Origin of the sequence: Williamsia muralis (genome assembly GCF_002735905.1) — a bacterium.
In the GTDB taxonomy this organism is placed as follows: domain Bacteria; phylum Actinomycetota; class Actinomycetes; order Mycobacteriales; family Mycobacteriaceae; genus Williamsia; species Williamsia muralis_A.
Genome location: NZ_PEBD01000004.1, coordinates 1,047,575 through 1,066,083, shown reverse-complemented (window position 1 = coordinate 1,066,083; position 18,509 = coordinate 1,047,575). Strand labels below are relative to the sequence as shown.

Here is an 18,509-nt window from a genome sequence, read left to right as displayed (position 1 = left end):
CTGGTGACGGCCGGATGCGGTGGCCCGTCGAACTCGTCCGAGGACCCCGTGAGTTCATCGACGGTCGCGCCGACGCCGACGGTCCCGCAGAACGCCAGAGTCGCCGATGACCAGTGCCGATCGACACCGCCGGCCGGCCCGATCGATCACAGTCTGCAGAATCTCTCGTTCGCGACCGGCCAGGCCACGGTTGCGATCACGGGCGCCGAACCACAACAAGGCTGCTATCGCTTCGCGCGGTGGGGCAACGCCGATCCGGCGGTCCCGATCGACAGTCTGCTGTTCCTGTTCAAAGACGACGGCTCCGACGGCGTCACCATCGACATGCTCGTCGGCGACCTGACCACCCGCACTGCACTCAATGCGCGGATCACGGCTGTCGTCGACGGGACCGCCTACGGTGCCGACACCTGTGCGACGACGGTGACCGCCCTGTCCAGCACCGCCGTCGCCGGTGAGTTCAACTGCCCGACCGCAACTCGCGTCTTCGGCAACCCTTTTGCTCCGCTCGACGACACCGAGCCCGAACCGAGCCAGTCGTCACCCTTGCCGACGGTCGCGGTGTCGGGTTGGTTCACCGTCGCTCCGGACGCGGGCTAACGCGAGACGTCGAAAGCCGCCGATGTACCGGTGAAGCCGGTGATCGTGCCCGCCGGATTCTTCGAGTCGCCGAAGTAGCGGATGCGGAACCTGCCGGACGTCCCGGCAGGAATGTTCCACAGGACGGTGATCACCGAGGTGTCGGTACTGTTGGCCGGTCGCGCCCAATGCATCTCGGTCGACCATGCGTTGTCGTCGTAGACCCGGTCCCACGTGCCGTCCGTCCACTGTTGCACTTCGACGTAGGTATCTGACGTACGCAAATTGTTGTTGGGATGGGCACCGACGAACTCCACGGCCACCGTGCTCCCGCCTTGATGACGAGGCTCAGGACCCCTCAGTACGTCTCCGAAACGGTGCCCCGCGATCGGGACGTCCGGAGGTGGAGGCGGCACGAGATCCGGTTGGATGCCGGATTTGTTCAGGGGCGCCGGTCCCCGTCCGAGATCGGAACCCCTCGCCATGGCCCCGGCGAGGGCGTCGAAACTCTGCATGTACGCCGACAGTGTCCACCGGCCGAACTGCGTCTCCCCACCCTCGTACTGCTGTGACACATACTCTTCCGGGATGGTGACGTACTGGCTGTATCCGTTGGCGAAGCCCTGCAGCAGTACGTTGTCCGCCGAAATCTGCAAGGCGTGTGCCACGACTTGCCGCACCCGGAGCCCTGAGACGATGGTGAACTCGGCAGGGGCAGCCGCAAGCACGAGATCGCCTATCCGGATGATCTGGACCGGCATGATCTGAGGTATCCATGGCCACGGTGGCAGCAGCCCCAACGGAAACGCGATGAGCTTGGGAGCCTGCACGTCTCGCATCCATGGCGACACCTCGGCGTCGAGCCCACCCACCGCGGCCACCAACGGATTGACCTGCCCCTCGTAGAAGAACGGCAAGGGCTGTTCGAAGTTGTCCTCCGAGCTGGTTGCCACCGCGCCGGCGCCCATCATCGCCGGGCTGGTGCGCGCCGGCTTCCCATCTGGGGTGTACGTACCGTCGATGGCGACGTCGGAGAAGTCGACGTAGTGCACCACAGATTCCACCCCGCTGCGAGTCATCGGCGAGGCAGAGCGGGATGCCTCCCGGCCCGCCTGATATTGACGCTCACCGATGATGGCGCAGTTGGCCCGGTTGTCGGCCGTGGGTCCAGATGGACTGAACGGCACCAGATCGAGGTTCGGGGTCATGTCTCCGGCGTTGGTCTGCGGGAACGCCGCGATCACGCCCGGCTCATCACTCTCCCATCGGTGGCTGGCATATCCCTTGTTGTCCACCGTGATCAGACGATTGTGGTCGGCGATCGAGGTGCCGTGCGTGGAGAACCAGGTGATCACGCCGATGTCTTTGCCTGCCTGCGCCAGCCGGAGCACGGTCACTGCTGGGTCGATGGCGTCGGGGAACGCATTCTTGTCATGGGGCGGGTTCAGATCGAAGGCAACTCTCGAACGCTGCGCGCTCGCATTGTGCAGCTCGGTTCGCCCCAGCTTCACCGTGCCGGGTGCAAGAGAGTCGTGTGCGCGGCAGATCGCGGCGAATATCCCGTTGACCTCAGCGTCGTACGAGTTCTTCTTGAAGCCGAACGCCGCCAACGTATACGCGTAGTCCCATGCGGTCCCACCACAAGAGTTGTGGTTGTGGGTGGCGTTGAGGTTGACGTTCTTCTCGGTGTACAGATCGCCGTACCGTGCCCGCAGCTTGGCCAGCACTCCGATGTGGATCGATTCGAACACGCACGAGGAGTCAGCCGTCACGAAGACCACCCGCTGACCCGAGGCACTGTCGGCGATGATGTAAGCCCTCGCGTGATAACGCATGTGCAATCCCGCGGCGACCTGCTGGGGCTGGGAGTAGCCCATCATTCCCTGGCCTGCCACCGCGCCCGTCATGTCGGCACGTCCGGCTCCCACGAGATAGCCGGGCTCTGCCGGTGCGGCCCCCGCTTGTGCGGAACCGAGCATTCGGGAGGTACCGACCGCCACGGTGGTCGCGGCAGCGCCGCCGAGGACGCGGCGTCTGGAGACTTCTGGTCCGTCGATCTTCATGGTCACCGATCCGTTGTTCAGTCGCCGAGTACCGAGGCGAGGTAGGGGTTGACAAACACGCGATCGGGATCGAGATCCCCACGCACACTGAGAAACTCATCGAACCGCGGGTACACCGACCTGAGGTGACGAGCGTCGCGGGTGTGCATCTTCCCCCAATGGGGCCGCCCACCGTGGTCGGCCATGATCCGTTCGACCTCGTCGAAGTAACCGTCCACCGGGTCTGCGTGATACCGGTGGACGGCAATGTACCCACTGTCCCGCCCACTCGCCGTCGACAGCATAAGGTCGTCTGCCGCCGCCGCACGAACCTCGATCGGGAAACTGACCCTGAACCCTCGCCGGTTGATCATGTCGCGTACCTCGTTCAGCGCCTGCGGTACCCGGTCCAGCGGGATCGCGTATTCCATCTCCCGGAAGCGAACCCGACGAGGTGAGACGAATACCTTGGTCGATGCATCCGTGTACGTCCGAGCCGACAAAGCGTTCCCGGCCAGTGAATTGATCCTCGGAACCGCCGAAGGAAAGCGGGCCCCGACCTCACAGGTGACGCGAAACAGCCCGTTGCTCACGACCTCGTCGTCGATCAATCGCCGGACCGCGCCGGGGCCAGACCTGGGTGTCTCGGGGGGAAGCTTGGTGTTGGTCTTCGTCAGCGCAAAGCCGGTGTGCGGGAACCAATAGAACTCGTAGTGGTCGTGGAGCGCGACCTTCTCGAGGAACGAGTCGATGACGTCGTCCACCTGCTCCGGACCTTCCTGGGCTCGCAGGGTGAATGCGGGTACACACTGCAGTGTCACCTCGGTGATCACACCGAGTGCACCGAGCCCCAGCGCGACGGCCGAGAGCAGTTGAGGCTCAGAGGTATTCACTGTGCGGACGTCGCCCTTGCCCGTGACCAACTGCACCGCGGTGATCTGTGTGCTGATCCCACCGTGGCGCAGGCCGGTGCCATGGGTCCCCGTCGATGTTGCACCTGAGATGGTCTGGGCATCCACGTCGCCGAGGTTTGCCATGGCCAACCCGTACGGCGCGAGAAGACCCGGGATCTCGCGCAAGGTGGTACCAGCTCGCAGTGTCGCCCGACCCGTGGCCGTGTCGACGGCGACGAGTCCGCGTTGACCTGACATGTCCAGCTGAATCTCCGGAGCAATGGCAATAGCACTGAAGCTGTGCCCCGACCCCACGGCCTTGACGGTCACACCGGTGGTACGAGCTCTCGCCACCACATCGGCAACTTCATGGGTGTCTCGTGGCGTCACCACCTCGGCCGGGTTCACCGATTCCGTCCGGCCCCAATTCCGCCACACCGCCGTCACAGAAAGCACTTCCCTTCGCCGCGATAGGTCGGCAGTTCACCGACCACCCTGCCGCCGTCGACCACGAGGATCGAGTTGACGTGTTCACTCAGTTCACCGGACTTGGTGTGGCGCATCCACACCCGGTCGCCGACCCGCATCTGTTGTGCGGCCTTGCCGGTCAGTGGCGTCTGTACTTCCCCGGCCGCCTCGCGCGGCAGGTAGTCGAGTCCCGCCGGCCACACCGGCAGCGGCAACCGGTCCCGGGCCGGCGGTCCGGACGCGACCCACCCACCACCCAGGCACGTGACGATGCCCCGTGCCGGAACGCGAACAACCGACAAGCCGAACGACATGGCCGGCGCCGGCTTGAAATAGGCATAGTTGTCGAACAGGTGGCCGCCGAAGAAACCACTACCCGCAGCGATGTCCGTGATGGACGGGTCGGCGGCGGTGACCTCGATCGAACCGGTCCCCCCGGCGTTGACGAACTCGAGGTCCGCGATCGTGCGCAGGGCATCGACCACCCGCCCCCGCCGATCGACCAATTCGGCCATCGACCGCCGCTGCATCTCGGTGATCATCTTGTTACGCAAGCGCTTGCGCGGAATGGCATCGCCCACACCGGCCACCTGGGCCTCGTACGACATCACTCCGACCAACCTCACTCCAGGCCGCGCAGCCACCTCGTGCGCGAGTCGTTTGGCTTGCGCCACTGTGCGAATCGGCGATCTCCGAACACCGATGTGCCCGAGCAGTCGGGAGGAGTAGGACGCATCGACGTCGATGGCGACCCTCACGTCAGCGGCACCCGGTGGCACTGCGTGCGCGATGAGGTCGAGGTGGTCCACCGAATCGACCAGGAGGGTGACCCTTTCCGCCGCCACCGGGTCCGTCGACAGTTTTGCGATCGCATGCGCATTGGCTGTCGGATATCCCACCAGTACGTCGGTCACAGCCGCCTCCGTGGCGAGCCAGTGGGCTTCGGCGACGTCGTAGGCCAGAACACCGGCGAAGCCATCGGTGGCCAGGATCTCACTGATCACCGAACGCACCCGCAACGATTTGGAGGCGATCCGAATCGGCACTCCACCGGCTCGCGCACGCAGATCTGCCACGTTGTGCCGTAGCGCTGTCAGTTCGAGTACTGCCACCGGCCCGTCGGGCGCACCGTGGTCGCGCACCGCCTGATCGATGGCACGCCAATATGTTTCGGGTTCTGCCGCCCACGGCCACTCCGGTCGCATCACGGCTCCGTCCAGTCCGAGTTCGGTCATCGCACACTCCTGACCCGGAGCACCGACAAACCGCCGAGTATCCCGAAGAACGCCGACGCGACGAACAGGCCGGTGAACCCGGACGTGAGGTGGACGATGAAGGCCCCGAGCAGCGGGCCCAGCGCTTGGGGCACGGCCATCGCGATGTTCATGATCCCCAGGTCCTTTCCGTAGTGGTCGGCGTCGGGCAGCACTTGCGTGGCCAGCGCTTGGTCGACGGCGAGGAAGCATCCGAATCCCGCGCCCAGCAACGCGGCCGCGACGATTGTCGTGGCGAGGCCGGGAACCAGCGCGATCACCAGTGCAGCAGCGCCTTGGAGCACACCGGCAACGAGGACAAACGGTTTGCGCCTCCCGATCCGGTCACTCAGGGCGCCGGATCCGACCGCGACGGCGATGACGAACACCATGTAGACCGCGGTGAGAGCCAGCAGCGACTCCTCGGGCTCGGACACCTCGAGCCCGAACTGGAGGTAGAAGAACAACAGCGATGTCCCGAGCGCATTGCCGATGTTGACGAGCACCCGTCCCAGCAGTGTCCAGCCGAAATCTGGTTGTTCGCGCGGCGAGATCCACAGCTCGGCGAACAGCGCGCCCACAGCCAGCCGCCGTGTCGCGACCGATTGCACGGGCGGGTCAGGAACCCAAAGGGCAAAGGGCACAACGAATACAACGAGCAGCAGCGCCAGCAAGGCATACCCGGCGACGTAGTGTGCGCCCACCGCGGTGAGCACAGCGATACCGGCGATGGTGCCGATCGCCTGCGGCGCCGATACCCAGCTCGACACCACCCCGCGTTGCTCGACGGGCACGTGGTCGCTGATGAGTGCGGTCAGTGCCGCTGCGGCCATGCTGAAGCCGGTCAGCGCCAGGCACCAGAAGAGGGCCAGCCCCCAGTAGGTGTGCTGCGGGCCCAGCATGACAAGCGCGGCCGCGAAGACCGCCGTGCCGGCGAGGATCCAGGGGCGCCTGCGGCCGAATCGACCGGAGGTCCGGTCACTCAGGGCGCCGGCGAGCGGGAACGCCACCAGAGCGCACACCGCCGACATCCCGGAGATCGTTCCGAATGTGGTGACGCTGCGTTCCCAGTTACTCTGCTGCAGTACGTCTCCCACGCCCAGCCAGTCATTGATCTGTTCGGGCAGCGCCAATTGGAACGGTGCAAGCTGCGCCATCCAGATACCCACCCAGGCCAGCGCGAACAGCGCCACCCACCGTCTCGACACCCTCGGCTGCGTCGTGATGGTCACGGTGACACCAGATGTGAACGCAACATGGTCACGGTTGCATCGATGATCCGCTCTGCGATCTCACGGTTGCCGGTGCTGAGGTACGCCAACGTCAGACCATCGGTGGCCGCGACCACCAGCGGTGCGAGATTGCTGGGCGCGGTGGCCCATTGAACATGCATCGCCTCGGCCGCCGCTTCCAGCGTCGTCTGCGCTATTTCGTAGTACCGGTCGTAGAGACGTTGCGCGAAGTGCTCGAGTCCTTTTGTCCGCCTGGCGTATTGAGCCAGTGTGATCATGGCCGATTCACGCCCGGGGTCGGCGATGATGCTCTCGAGATACGACATCAGCCCGGCTTTGAGGAGATCGCCGATGTCGGCCGGCAGAACCCATTCGGCTGCTTGTTCGGCCCCAGCACCTTCGGTATGACGCTCGGGTTCGTCCGGCCCGGCGGCAATGGACTCGGAAGCAATCAGCCCAGAATCAACCGATTCGGGGCTCGGCGACGGAGGACTCAGGGGCGCGATGAAGGTGGCAAGTTCGTCGGAGGTTCCACGCGCCACCAACTCGGCGAGTAGTTCGTCGCGCGATTCGAACGCGTAATGGAAACTGGCGAGTGACATCGAGGCAGCAGCACTGATCCGCCGGGTGGTAGCGGCTTCGACCCCGTGCTCGGCGATCACCCGGAAAGCGGCCTGGACCAGCAGATCTCTGCGGGTCTCCACGGACATCCTCGCCACGGACCACCCTTTCGCCACCGAGTGAGTGGGTCAGATGACCCACTCGTGGTGTCGAGAGTATGGCACCGGGAGTCACCGCGCTGTACGAATGGCCAGGTCGACCAGAATCGGCATGGTCACGCATTGCCCACCGACGTGGGAACGCCTTCGAACTCCGGCCAGGTGACGGCTAGCCGACGATGCGGGCAACCACTGCTGGATCCACATCGGCGAGGTCGGCCGGGTCGAACCGCGGGTTTCGATCCTTGTCCACGAGCACGGCCCGAACCCCTTCGGCGAAGTCGTGAGTGCGGGTGATCTGTTCGGCGGCGTTGAGCTCGCGTTCAAGGCACTGATCAAGCGTTGAGCGGCTACCGAGGTCGATCATGGCAGCCGTCACGGCAAGGCTGGTGGGTGACGCCTGGTCGAGCAGGGCAACCATCTCGGTGGCCCATTCGTCGACCACGGCGCCGCGCAACCCGCCGACGATCGCCTCGATCGGGTCATCGCTGAAGTACTCGGCGATCTTCGCCAGCGGCAACTCGGTCCCGGTGACGGGTTCCGCGCGTCCCGACAACGCCTGGCCCAGCGGCACTCCCGCGCGGATGTCGTCCGCCAGGCCCTCGAACAGATCGCTCGGCACGAAGTGGGTGGCCAGGCCGAGCGCCACCGCGTCCGCGCCACGCACCCGCGCGCCGGTGAGGCCGAGCCAGAGCCCGACGCCGGCCGGCAGTCGCGGCAAGAAGTAGGTGGATCCGATGTCCGGGATGAACCCGATTGCGGTCTCGGGCATTGCGATCATGGCCTTTTCACTGACCACGCGCACCTCACCGTGCACACTGATGCCGAGCCCGCCACCCATGGCGGCACCGTCGATCAGCGCGACATAAGGCTTGGGGTATTCGGCGATCAGCTGGTCCAGTTCGTATTCTGCGCTGAAATACCGTGTCACAGAAGCGTGGTCGCCGGCAACGGCGGCGTCCCGAATCGCACGGATGTCGCCACCTGCGCAGAATGCTCGATCACTGGCCGAGGTGACCAGCACGAGTTCGATGGCCGGATCGTCAGCCCACGCCGTGAGGACGGGGAACATGTCGTCCACCATCGTCTGGTCCAGGGCATTGAGCGCCTTGGGGCGATCAAGGATGATCTCACCGACCCCACCTGAGACCTGTGTACGGATGAACGACATCGATTCCTCCTTCTCAGCCGACCTGGTCGGCGAGTTCCATCCATGACTCCTCGGCCGCTTCCCGCTCTGCGACAACGTCTTTGAGCTCGGCATTGAGCTTCATCAACTGGTCTGCATCGGTCGCGGCCGCGGCCAGCAGTTCGTGCAGTTGCTTCTCGCGGTCGGCCAACCGCACCACCTGCTTCTCCAGGCGTTTCAGCGACTTCTGCATGTCCCGCTCGCTGCCGGAGCCCTTTGCCGCACCGGCACCGGCACCCGTTGCCGGGGTCGCACCGGGGCGTGACGGGGCCGCCGAAGTCGGCGCCGGTCCGGCCGCGAGCTTCTTGAGATATTGCTCGATGCCACCCGGCAGGTTGGTCAATCGGCCGTCACCGAACAGTGCCCAGGTGCTCTCGCAGATCCGCTCGATCAAGAACCGGTCGTGACTGATGACCACGAGCGTGCCCGCCCAGTTGTCGAGCAGATCTTCCAGTTGCTGCAACGTGTCGATGTCGAGGTCGTTGGTGGGCTCGTCGAGCAGCAATACATTAGGCTGCGCCATCAAGACTCGGGTCAACTGCAGTCGGCGGCGCTCCCCACCCGAGAGATCACCGACCGGCGTGCGCTGCTTGGCCGGGGTGAAGCCCAACCGTTCGGCCAACTGGCCGGCCGATATCTCCTTGTCACCCAGGGTGATCCGGCCGGCCACATCTTCGACCGCCTCGATCACGCGCATGTTGACGGGCAGGTCGTCGAGTTCCTGGCGCAGCCAGCCGATCGACACGGTCTGACCTTCGATCCTCTTGCCCGCGGCAGGCGGTGTCTCACCGGCCAGTGTGCGGAGCAGGGTGGTCTTACCCGAGCCGTTGATACCGACGAGTCCGATCCGCTCCCCCGGGGCCAGGCGCCAGGTGAGGTCGTCGAGAAGAACGCGTCCGTCCGGGGTGGTCAGCCGTGCATCTTCCAGCTCGATGACAACCTTGCCCAGCCGCCGTTTGGCAAAACTGGCCAACGCCACCGAATCTCGCGGTGGCGGTACGTCGGCGATCAGCTTCTCCGCGGCCTGGATCCGGTACTTCGGCTTCGACGTACGAGCCGGGGGGCCACGCCGCAGCCAGGCGAGCTCTTTCCGGGCCAGGTTCTGCCGGCGTTCCTCGGCAGCGTCGGACAACCGCGACCGTTCCGCGCGGGCATACACCCAGTCGTTGTAACCGCCTTCGTAACTCTCGACCTTGCCGTTCTGCACCTCCCATGTCTGGGTGGCGACGCGGTCGAGGAACCACCGGTCGTGGGTGACCACCACGAGTGCACTGCGCCGCGAGACCAGATGGTCTGCGAGCCAGGCGATGCCCTCGAGGTCGAGGTGGTTGGTGGGCTCGTCGAGGATCAACAGGTCGAGGTCCTGGACCAGTGCGGCCGCCAGCGCGACCCGGCGCCGCTGTCCACCGGAGAGGTCGGTGACGAGAGTGTCCAGACCCAGTGCGCCGATACCGATTCCGGCCAGCACCGAACGGATTCGGGCGTCGCCGGCCCACTCGTGTTCGGCCACATCGAGGGGTGCGAGCACAACCTGGCCGATGGTTTCCTCCGGCGGCAGATGGCCGCGTTGGGTGACCACCGCCATCCGCAGACCGGTGCCCCTGGCGACACGGCCTTCGTCGGGGGGTTCGATACCGGCCAGGATCTCCAGCATCGTGGTCTTGCCACCACCGTTGAGGCCGACGACCCCGATCCGGTCGCCTTCCTGCACACCGAGACTCACCTTCTCGAGCAGCGGCTTCACCCCGAACGACTTGCTGATGTTCTCGACGCTGATGAGGTTCGCGCCGTTCGTCTTTCGTCCTGCGGTGGTCATGTGGCCCCTTCGATCAGGCGGGCGCCGGCAACCGGTCCGGACGCGGTCCGGACTGCGCGGCACACCCCGGCTCCCGACAACTCGGCGGCGGTGGTCACGGCGGACGTCTCATCGGCACACAGGAACGCGCAGGTCGGTCCGGACCCGGACACGATCCCGGCCAGCGCCCCGGCGTCGACGCCTGCGCGCAGTGTCCTGCGTAGCGCCGGTCGCATCGACAGCGCGGCCGGTTGCATGTCGTTGTGCAGCAATCCCGCCACGCGCACGGGGTCTCCCGACGCCAGCGCCTGCAAGAGTTCGTCCGGCGATTCGGTGTAGGTGCCGGTGTCCTCTTCCGAGGAGTACGACTTTCGGAGTTGATCGAGTTCGCGGTACACGGCGGCGGTACTGAGTCCTTCCTTGGCCACGGCCAGCACCCAGTGGTACTCGCCGCGTGAGAGCACAGTGGTCAATTTCTCGCCACGACCCGTGCCGAGTGCGGTACCGCCCCGCACCGCAAACGGGACGTCGCTGCCCAGTTCGGCCGCGAGGTCGCGCATCTTGTCGCGACCGATGTCCAGTCGCCACAACCGTGCCAGTGCCACCAGCGTCCCGGCGGCGTCCGCGCTTCCCCCGGCCATCCCCCCGGCAACGGGAATGCCCTTGGTGATGCTGATGGCGACAGCGGGCTCGCGACCGGCCACCCGGGCCATCAGCTCCGCGGCGCGCCAGGCGAGGTTGGTCGCATCGAGGGGTACCGCACCGGCGCTGTCGCCGGTGACGGTGATCGACAGTGCGTCGGCCGTGACCACCGAGATGGTGTCCGACAGCGAGAGCGCCTGGAAGACGGTGGTCAATTCGTGATAGCCGTCACGACGCGGCAAACCGACCCCCAGGTGCAAGTTCACCTTGGCAGGCACCCGAACGGTGACGGGGCGTGGGACGACAGACAACACGGTGTTCAAGTCTATGCGGCCCGCCTAATCGAGCTGCGCGGCGAGCGCGACGTAGTCCTCGATGGCCAGCCGCTCACCGCGCAGACCTGGGTCGATCCCGGCGGCGACCAGCATGCTCTCCGCCTGTGCGGCAGAACCGGCGAGTCCCGAGAGGGCGGCCCGTAATGTCTTGCGCCGCTGGGCGAAAGCCGCATCGATCACCGAGAACACCCGACGTCGATGTACGTCGTCGATCGGCCACGGCGACTGGGCGTATCGGCGGATCCGCACGAGTCCGGACTCCACCTTGGGTTCGGGCCAGAACACGCTGCGCCCCACGGTTCCCGCCTGCCCGACATCTCCGAAGAAGCGCGCCTTGACGCTGGGGACCCCGTAGACGCGACCACCTGGCCCCGCGGCGAGCCGTTGGGCCACTTCGAGTTGCACCATCACCAGGGCCGAGGTGATGCTCGGGAACTCCGACATCAGGTGCAGCAGAACCGGCACCGCGACGTTGTACGGGAGGTTCGCGACCAACGCGGTGGGCGGCTGCGGTAGATCGGCTGCCGTGACCCGCAGTGCGTCGGCGGTGACAACGGTGAGTTCACCTGCCTGATCGGGCGCGCGGTCGGCAACAGTGTCGGGCAGACGACCGGCGAGGCGAGGGTCGATCTCGACGGCGAGCACCGATCGTGCCGCGCCGAGCAACCCCAGGGTCAGCGAGCCGAGCCCCGGACCGACCTCCAGGGCGACGTCATCGGTTCCGACGCCCGACGCCGCGACGATCCGCCGCACGGTGTTCGCGTCGTGAACGAAGTTCTGCCCCAGCGTCTTGGTGGGCCGGATGTCGAGAGCGGCTGCGAGTTCCCGGATTTCGACGGGGCCGAGCAGCGCGGGCGAGTTCGTCAGAGCGCTGCCCGATCAACGGGTGCCTGCGCGGTCAGCGCAAGCCGAGTTTCGAGGAACAAGAGGGCCACGCGCCCCATCCTTGCGCGGCCTGGGTCTTGGTGGCAATTGCGATCTGTTCTTCACGGGTCGCAAGGTCGGCACGTGGGGCGTATTCCTGCCCACCCCAGCGGTCCCAGGTGTTCTGGTCGAACTGCACGCCACCGTAGAAGCCGTTACCGGTGTTGATCGCCCAGTTACCGGTGGCCTCGCACTGCGCCAACGCATCCCACACCGAGCCCGGCGGCACGTACGGCGCACCCGGTTTGGTGCCCACGGCAACTTCTGCGGCGACCGGTTCTACCTTGACCTCGGCATCGACCTGCTTCTTCGCGGTCTCCTTGCCGTTGACCGTCGTCACCTCGTAGGTGACCTCTTGCGAACCGGGGGTGCCCGGCTTCTTGACGACCTTGCGGTCCTTGACGAGGTTCGGGTCGTCGACCTTGTTCTCGGGCGGCGCGACGGGTTCGGTGACGGTGATCGTCTCGGTGCGAATACGCGTCACCGTGATGTCCATGTTGTTGGTCACCGGGGTCTCAGGCGCCGGGGTCACCTCATCGGTGGGGGCCAGCGGCTTCCCCGTGTCCGCGAGGAGTTCGGCGACGGTCTTGGCCGCGATGTCCTTGGTGACCTTCTCGGATCCATCGGTCAGGTGAACCTTCTTGGGCAGCACCACGTTCACCAGGCCGCCCGAGACGGGGAGCTGAGCGGTGGTGGGGCCTTCGATCTCGATCGAGTCCGAGACCAGGTTCACCTGCGCCAGTGCCTGCTCGACGGTGGTGGCGTTGGTCTTGATCTCCCGGGGGCTGCCGTCGACGTTCACGGTCAGGGTCTTGAGCCGGTGGAACGTGATGGTCTCACCGTCGCCGACACCTTCGCCCGGGGCCGGCTGGACCAGATCTCCGCCAGACGGGTCATAGCCCTGTTCCTGGAGGATGCCCTCGACGGAGGTGCGCATCGTGGCCACCGTCTTGAGCTCCCCGTCGACGTCGATGGTGACGTTCTTGTACATCGCGGTGCCCATGATGCCGCCGGCGATGAGCACGATGAGCAGAAGGGCGACAGCGATGCGCGGGGTGCGGGAGGTCGACGAGTTGATACGAGAGAGCACAGACATGATCACGTTAAGATAACGGGATGGTGTGTTTTGTGCAAAGCGGCAACTAAACGGCCTGTTCAGGCCCTTGTTCAGATGTCGAGACGATAGGCCCTCACGGCATTGGCCGTGATCGCCGAAGCGACCTCCGCAGCGTCCTGTCCTCGCACCTCCGCCAGCGCTCGCGCGGTGTACGGCAGCACGTACGACTGATTCGGCTGCCCGCGGTACGGGTGCGGGGTCAGGAACGGCGCGTCCGTCTCGATCAGCAGCAGGTGGTCGGGCACCAACTTGGCGGCCGCCTGCAAGGTGGTGGAGTTCTTGAAACTGACCGTCCCGGCGAAACTCAACAGATAGCCACGCTCGATGCACTCAGCCGCGATCTGCTCATCTCCCGAGAAGCAGTGCATGATCACCGTGTCCGGCGCCCCCTCGCGAGCAAGCACGTCCAGCAGATCCCGATCGGCCTCACGGTTGTGGATCATCAACGGCTTGCCGACCCTTTTCGCGAGGTCGATGTGCCAGGCGAACGCCTCGTGTTGTTGCGGCACCATGGCGCAGTCGTCCGATCGACCCGGCCAGTAGTAGTCGAGGCCGGTCTCCCCGACCGCGACGACCCTGGGATCGGTGAGCATCTGCTCGAGCTCCGCTTTGGCGGCGTCGTCCAGCTCATGGGCGTGGGTGGGATGCAGGGCCACCGCGGCGTACGCGCGCTGGTCCCACTGTGCTGCGGCGACTGCCCAGCGGGCGTCGACCATGTCATCGGCAACCGTGACCACCGCCCGCACGCCGACGGATTCGGCGTGGTCGAGGATGGCGGTCACCGAATCGGCGTCGCGGCCGCCACAGGCAGCCAGGTGGGTGTGGGAATCGATCAACGGTGCAAGGGGCTCAGGATCGGGTGGCGGGGTCCGGCGACGCTGCTTCTTCAACTCCTTGTTGCTGAGCCCGGAGTCGATGCCGTCGGTGATGTTTCCGTCAGGGGTATTGCCGTCAGGGGTGGTGCTCTGGTGGTCGGCCATCGCTACAGGTCCACCTCGCCGCTGATGACGGTGGCACTGCGGCCACCGACCCAGATGTCGGTGCCGTCATCGTCGATGTAGACCCGGCCTGCCCTGCCGAGCACGGTCCCCTGCGAGGCCACGTACGACGCCGGTACCGCCTGCTCACCACGCAGCCACGTCGCGAGGCCGGCATTGAGGCTCCCCGTCACCGGATCCTCGGGCGCGGCGACCCCCGGGATGAACGCCCGGACCTCGAAATCCGGCCGATCGGCGGGCATGGGCATATCGCCACGATACGAACCGATCACACCGACGTTGAGCGACCCGAGTGCATCGAAATCCGGGCGGACCTCGAGTACTCGCTGCGCGGAGGTGAGCATCAGACCGATCCACCGTGGCCCGTTGTCCACCCAGTTCGAGGCGACCACATCGGACGGTGCGAGACCCAGGGCTTTGTGGATCGTGGCCAGATCCTGGTCGTCGACAGCCCCCGACCGGACCAGCGGAGGACTCGCGAAAGCCAGGCGGTCGCCGTCGGACCTGATCGTGACCAGCCCGGCGCCGCACTCCTGAACGATGTTGTCGCCCTTGGGGACTCCCCCCGCACGCAACCAGGCGTGGGCTGACCCGAGGGTGGGGTGGCCGGCGAACGGCAGCTCTTCGGCAGTGGTGAAGATGCGCAGCTTGTAGTCCGCCGCCGGGTCGTCAGGGGTTTGGAAGAACGTCGTCTCCGCCAGATTCGTCCAGTTCGCGAAGGCCGCCATCGACGCATCGGTCAATCCGTCGGCGTCGAAGACGACGGCGACGGCGTTCCCCGAGAGGGATCCGGAGACGAAGACGTCGACTTGCTGGAAGGGGCGCAGGGGCATGTGTGAATTGTGCCCTGGTCGATTTACCGTTTTCCAATGGATATCGACATGGGCCGCGATGGCGGAACCCGGACGGACATCGAGACCCGGCCGGCCGACGACTCCGATGTACAGCGCTTGATCGCCGCTGCCGTCGCCGAGCTGAACGTCCGCTACCCAGAGGACGTGGAACTCGAACCCCTTCCCGCGACCGGCGACCACTTCGTGGCCGTTGTCGACGGTGTAGCAGTTGGTGTTGTCGTCCTGATCGGTGTGCGCCCTGGACTCGACGAGGTCAAGCGGCTGTACGTCGGGCCCGGGCAGCGCGGGCGAGGCGTGGCGCGGTCACTGATGAATGCACTCGAGCATCGGGCGAAAACTCGTGGGACCGATGTGGTGCGGCTCGAGACCGGCACACGCCAACCGGAGGCGATGGCGCTGTACGAGTCGTTGGGGTACTCCCCCATCGAGAACTACGGCCACTACGCAGGCAGCCCGTTGAGCCGCTGCTACGCGAAATCCCTGCGGTCCGTCGACGAGAGTCCACCCTCCGCCCGCGGGGCCGGGTACTAAGGTCGTGACGATGAGTGAGATCGAGAACCGGGTAGGAACGGCGCAGGTCGGCGACATCACGATCGCTTACGAGGACATGGGTGACCCGAACGATCCGGCCGTACTGCTGATCATGGGTCTCAGCGCGCAGTTGACGTTCTGGCAGACCGCGTTCTGTGAGTCCATCGCCGCCAGGGGTTATCGGGTGATCCGCTTCGACAACCGGGACATCGGCCTCTCGACGCATCTCGACGGAGTACGCGTCGACGGTTCGATGCTCACCAGGATGGCCCGCCACCAACTCGGCCTTCCCAGCGATGTCCCCTACACCCTCGTGGACATGGCCCAGGACGCCGTGGGCCTGCTCGACACCCTCGAGATCGAGAAGGCGCACGTGGTCGGCGGATCGATGGGCGGCATGATCGCCCAGGTCCTCGCGGGCCGACACCCCGAGCGGGTGCTCTCGCTCGCGATCTTCTTCTCCAGCACCAACGAGGCCTTCCTGCCACCCCCGGATCCGCGCAAATTGTGGGCGCTGCTGTCCGGACCCGGAAAAGGTGCCACCCGCGAGGCCTACATCGAGAACGCAGCCAAGGCGATCCGGGCCATCGGTAGCCCGAAGTACCAACTCAGCTGGGACGAGGCCCTGCGACGGTCGACCGCAGCGTACGACCGCGCGCACGACCCCGCCGGCGTGGTGCGTCAGACCTGCGCGGTGATGGGAACCGGCAGCCTGAAGAAGTACACCACCGCGATCACGGCACCGACCGTCGTGATCCACGGTAAGGCAGACGGGCTGATGCGCCCGTCCGGCGGCAAGGCCATCGCGCGCGCGATCAAGGGTTCCAAGCTCGTGTTGATCGACGGCATGGGCCATGATCTGCCCGAACCGCTCTGGCCTCAGTTCATCTCCGAGTTGGTGGCCAACTTCAGCCGGTCCACGAACTCCAACGCCGCACGGTGAGGGCGATCACCGGACCGTCGAGCGAAACGGTCTGATACTGCGGATATTTGGCGCGCAGGAGCCGAAATGCAACATCCACTTCGGGGCCGTCATCGTGGATCCGGGCTGTTCCCTCGGCCCGCACCCACCACAGTCGGCTCCAGTCATCCTCGTAGTGATCCACCACCAGGCTGACCTCCGGGCATTCGGCGATGTCAGCCAGGCGCCGCAAGGGTTTACCGGACTTCGGCTTGCCGTCGACCGCGGTGTAGATCAGGTCGCCGGCCGCGGCGAACACCACCGGGACCACATGGGGCCGGTGGTCGGCGGACACCGTGGCCAGCCGGGCAACGGGCGCACTGGCGAACAACTGTTTCGGGTCGGAGACGGCCACGATTCACCCTAGATCGCCGAGCCGGACCGGCAGGCGATGCCCACAGAGCCGTCAGCAGAGCCTGCGCAGACCTTGTAAGGTGATCACCCAGGAGTGCCGGGAAGTCTGGTCGGCCATGTGCAACGCGTAATCGATCTGCGTGCCATGTCATGTCATCACCGACAGATGTGAGGTACCTCGTTGTCTGACAACCAAGCTCCCGAGCCCACCGGACCGACACCGCCAGGTTCGGCCGGGCCACCCTCGCGGGGAACCGCACTCCCCATGTTCGCCCGGGGATCGTGGTCGGAGGTATCACGGGTCTCGTCGATTCTCCGAAAAGAAACCGTCGGCGGAGCCTTGCTGCTGGTCGCCACGGTGATTGCGCTGGTGTGGGCGAACTCACCGTGGTCCGATGCCTACACGTCGCTGGGTGAGACGACCGTCGGGTCGGACGCGCTGGGGCTGCATCTCGACCTGAGTCTGGCGACCTGGGCGGCCGACGGGCTGCTCGCCATCTTCTTCTTTGTCGTCGGCCTCGAACTCAAACGGGAATTCGTCGCCGGAGATCTCCGCAATCCTGCGCGTGCCGCGCTCCCGATCGCCGCGGCCGTCGGCGGGATGGTGGTGCCCGCCGCGATATTCGTGGCCATCACCCTGCCGGCCGGCGACGGCGCCGTCGAAGGGTGGGCCATCCCCACGGCCACCGACATCGCCTTCGCTGTCGCGGTGCTGGCCGTCATCTCCACCCATCTGCCTTCCGCGCTACGCACGTTTCTGTTGACCCTCGCTGTTGTCGACGACCTACTCGCGATCACCGTCATCGCTGTGTTCTACACCGAAGACGTCAACGTGGGAGCACTTGCGCTCGCGGTGCTGCCGCTCGCCTTGTTCGCAGTCTGTGTGCAGCGACGCATCCGGTCCTGGTGGGTCCTCCTCCCACTCGCCGCGTTGACGTGGGCGTTTGTACACGAGTCGGGCATCCACGCGACCGTGGCCGGCGTGCTCCTCGGGTTCACGGTTCCGGTGATCCGCAGTAAGGCAGCCGGAGGCCCCGACGCAGGGCCCGGCCTCGCCGAACACTTCGAGCACCGGATCAGGCCCATCTCCGCCGGCTTCGCGGTCCCGGTGTTCGCGTTTTTCGCCGCGGGCGTCGCCATCGGCGGTCTGTCCGGGTTCACCGACGCCCTACGAGATCCGATCGCACTGGGCATCATCGCCGGACTTGTCCTGGGTAAGCCGCTGGGGATCTTCGGCACCACCCGACTGCTGTCAGCCTTTACCCGCGCGAGCCTCGACACGGCGATTCGCTGGATCGATGTCCTCGGCATCGCGATGCTGGCCGGTATCGGATTCACCGTGTCCCTGCTCATCGGCGACCTGGCCTACGGCATCGGCTCCGAACGCGATGAACACGTGAAGATCGGTGTGCTCACCGGGTCACTGCTGGCCGCGGTACTCGCGGCCGTCCTGCTGCGCATCCGCAATCGGCATTACCGGGCCGTCTGTGCCGAAGAAAGCGTCGATGACAACCACGACGGCATCCCGGACGTCTATCAGACGCCACAGTCCCGTTGACCGAGCAGTGAGATGAGCCGGTCAGGCCCGGTGATTGCCTCTACACATCGGCGATAAGCTGTCAC

General features: G+C 65.9%; 17 protein-coding genes. 4 read left to right on the top strand and 13 right to left on the bottom strand.

Annotation, left to right across the window (positions count from 1 at the left end; translation table 11 throughout):
• The first annotated feature begins 48 nt into the window (after positions 1-48).
• Positions 49-600, top strand: a complete 552-nt coding sequence (locus CSW57_RS05680) for a hypothetical protein (RefSeq protein WP_143696483.1) — start codon at positions 49-51, stop codon at positions 598-600.
• Here CSW57_RS05680 and CSW57_RS05675 read toward each other — a convergent pair.
• The 12 genes from CSW57_RS05675 to CSW57_RS05620 form a co-directional block, all read right to left on the bottom strand.
• Positions 597-2,642, bottom strand: a complete 2,046-nt coding sequence (locus CSW57_RS05675; RefSeq protein ID WP_099381782.1) for a neutral/alkaline ceramidase — start codon at positions 2,640-2,642, stop codon at positions 597-599. The genes CSW57_RS05680 and CSW57_RS05675 overlap by 4 nt on opposite strands.
• Positions 2,643-2,659: 17 nt before the next feature.
• Positions 2,660-3,970 carry a D-arabinono-1,4-lactone oxidase gene (locus CSW57_RS05670; RefSeq protein WP_099381781.1) on the bottom strand — a complete coding sequence of 437 codons (1,311 nt, stop codon included), beginning with the start codon at positions 3,968-3,970 and terminating at the stop codon, positions 2,660-2,662.
• Positions 3,958-5,217: an alanine racemase gene (locus CSW57_RS05665; RefSeq protein WP_223249054.1), complete on the bottom strand. Its 1,260-nt coding sequence runs from the start codon at positions 5,215-5,217 to the stop codon at positions 3,958-3,960. The genes CSW57_RS05670 and CSW57_RS05665 overlap by 13 nt, the downstream gene beginning before the upstream one ends.
• A complete protein-coding gene (locus tag CSW57_RS05660; protein WP_223249053.1) occupies positions 5,214-6,467 on the bottom strand; it encodes an MFS transporter in 1,254 nt (417 codons plus the stop codon). Before CSW57_RS05660 ends, CSW57_RS05665 begins: the two co-directional genes overlap by 4 nt.
• Positions 6,464-7,177, bottom strand: coding sequence for a TetR/AcrR family transcriptional regulator (locus CSW57_RS05655; RefSeq protein WP_223249052.1), 714 nt, complete (start codon positions 7,175-7,177; stop codon positions 6,464-6,466). Before CSW57_RS05655 ends, CSW57_RS05660 begins: the two co-directional genes overlap by 4 nt.
• A 178-nt stretch (positions 7,178-7,355) precedes the next feature.
• A complete protein-coding gene (locus CSW57_RS05650) occupies positions 7,356-8,357 on the bottom strand; it encodes an enoyl-CoA hydratase/isomerase family protein (RefSeq protein WP_099381780.1) in 1,002 nt (333 codons plus the stop codon).
• 13 nt (positions 8,358-8,370) lie between these two features.
• Complete coding sequence (locus CSW57_RS05645) at positions 8,371-10,191, bottom strand: ABC-F family ATP-binding cassette domain-containing protein (protein WP_099381779.1); 1,821 nt, start codon at positions 10,189-10,191, stop codon at positions 8,371-8,373.
• Positions 10,188-11,126, bottom strand: coding sequence for a 4-(cytidine 5'-diphospho)-2-C-methyl-D-erythritol kinase (locus CSW57_RS05640; protein WP_099382086.1), 939 nt, complete (start codon positions 11,124-11,126; stop codon positions 10,188-10,190). The genes CSW57_RS05645 and CSW57_RS05640 overlap by 4 nt, the downstream gene beginning before the upstream one ends.
• 24 nt (positions 11,127-11,150) lie before the next feature.
• Positions 11,151-12,014, bottom strand: a complete 864-nt coding sequence (rsmA, locus tag CSW57_RS05635; RefSeq protein WP_099381778.1) for a 16S rRNA (adenine(1518)-N(6)/adenine(1519)-N(6))-dimethyltransferase RsmA — start codon at positions 12,012-12,014, stop codon at positions 11,151-11,153.
• A 31-nt stretch (positions 12,015-12,045) separates the two neighbouring features.
• On the bottom strand, positions 12,046-13,167 hold the full coding sequence (locus CSW57_RS05630; RefSeq protein ID WP_099382085.1) for a resuscitation-promoting factor: 1,122 nt from the start codon (positions 13,165-13,167) through the stop codon (positions 12,046-12,048).
• 71 nt (positions 13,168-13,238) lie between these two features.
• On the bottom strand, positions 13,239-14,168 hold the full coding sequence (locus CSW57_RS05625; RefSeq protein WP_099381777.1) for a TatD family hydrolase: 930 nt from the start codon (positions 14,166-14,168) through the stop codon (positions 13,239-13,241).
• 2 nt (positions 14,169-14,170) lie between these two features.
• On the bottom strand, positions 14,171-15,019 hold the full coding sequence (locus CSW57_RS05620) for a PhzF family phenazine biosynthesis protein (RefSeq protein ID WP_099381776.1): 849 nt from the start codon (positions 15,017-15,019) through the stop codon (positions 14,171-14,173).
• Between the two features lie 36 nt (positions 15,020-15,055).
• Here CSW57_RS05620 and CSW57_RS05615 point away from each other — a divergent pair, with 36 nt between their 5' ends.
• Both CSW57_RS05615 and CSW57_RS05610 read left to right on the top strand, forming a co-directional pair.
• Positions 15,056-15,571, top strand: coding sequence for a GNAT family N-acetyltransferase (locus CSW57_RS05615; protein WP_223249051.1), 516 nt, complete (start codon positions 15,056-15,058; stop codon positions 15,569-15,571).
• Between the two features lie 10 nt (positions 15,572-15,581).
• A complete protein-coding gene (locus CSW57_RS05610; protein ID WP_099381775.1) occupies positions 15,582-16,514 on the top strand; it encodes an alpha/beta fold hydrolase in 933 nt (310 codons plus the stop codon).
• On the opposite strand, the gene CSW57_RS05605 is transcribed toward CSW57_RS05610, so the two are convergent.
• Positions 16,480-16,887: a TIGR03668 family PPOX class F420-dependent oxidoreductase gene (locus CSW57_RS05605; protein WP_099381774.1), complete on the bottom strand. Its 408-nt coding sequence runs from the start codon at positions 16,885-16,887 to the stop codon at positions 16,480-16,482. The two genes, CSW57_RS05610 and CSW57_RS05605, sit on opposite strands and share 35 nt — an antisense overlap.
• Positions 16,888-17,151: 264 nt before the next feature.
• On the opposite strand from CSW57_RS05605, the gene nhaA reads away from it, so the two are divergent.
• Entirely contained in the window at positions 17,152-18,444 is a 1,293-nt protein-coding gene (gene nhaA / locus CSW57_RS05600) for a Na+/H+ antiporter NhaA (protein ID WP_099381773.1), read from the top strand.
• Positions 18,445-18,509 lie beyond the last annotated feature (65 nt).

What these genes read in the sequence shown, in the direction of transcription:
- CSW57_RS05620 (WP_099381776.1), bottom strand. Translation starts at nt 15,019, where the DNA reads ATGCCCCTGCGCCCCTTCCAGCAAGTCGACGTCTTCGTCTCCGGATCC.
- CSW57_RS05630 (WP_099382085.1), bottom strand. Translation starts at nt 13,167, where the DNA reads ATGTCTGTGCTCTCTCGTATCAACTCGTCGACCTCCCGCACCCCGCGC.
- CSW57_RS05615 (WP_223249051.1), top strand. Translation starts at nt 15,056, where the DNA reads ATGGATATCGACATGGGCCGCGATGGCGGAACCCGGACGGACATCGAG.
- CSW57_RS05625 (WP_099381777.1), bottom strand. Translation starts at nt 14,168, where the DNA reads ATGGCCGACCACCAGAGCACCACCCCTGACGGCAATACCCCTGACGGA.
- CSW57_RS05655 (WP_223249052.1), bottom strand. Translation starts at nt 7,177, where the DNA reads ATGTCCGTGGAGACCCGCAGAGATCTGCTGGTCCAGGCCGCTTTCCGG.
- CSW57_RS05675 (WP_099381782.1), bottom strand. Translation starts at nt 2,642, where the DNA reads ATGAAGATCGACGGACCAGAAGTCTCCAGACGCCGCGTCCTCGGCGGC.
- CSW57_RS05650 (WP_099381780.1), bottom strand. Translation starts at nt 8,357, where the DNA reads ATGTCGTTCATCCGTACACAGGTCTCAGGTGGGGTCGGTGAGATCATC.
- nhaA (WP_099381773.1), top strand. Translation starts at nt 17,152, where the DNA reads ATGTTCGCCCGGGGATCGTGGTCGGAGGTATCACGGGTCTCGTCGATT.
- CSW57_RS05610 (WP_099381775.1), top strand. Translation starts at nt 15,582, where the DNA reads ATGAGTGAGATCGAGAACCGGGTAGGAACGGCGCAGGTCGGCGACATC.
- CSW57_RS05645 (WP_099381779.1), bottom strand. Translation starts at nt 10,191, where the DNA reads ATGACCACCGCAGGACGAAAGACGAACGGCGCGAACCTCATCAGCGTC.
- CSW57_RS05665 (WP_223249054.1), bottom strand. Translation starts at nt 5,217, where the DNA reads ATGACCGAACTCGGACTGGACGGAGCCGTGATGCGACCGGAGTGGCCG.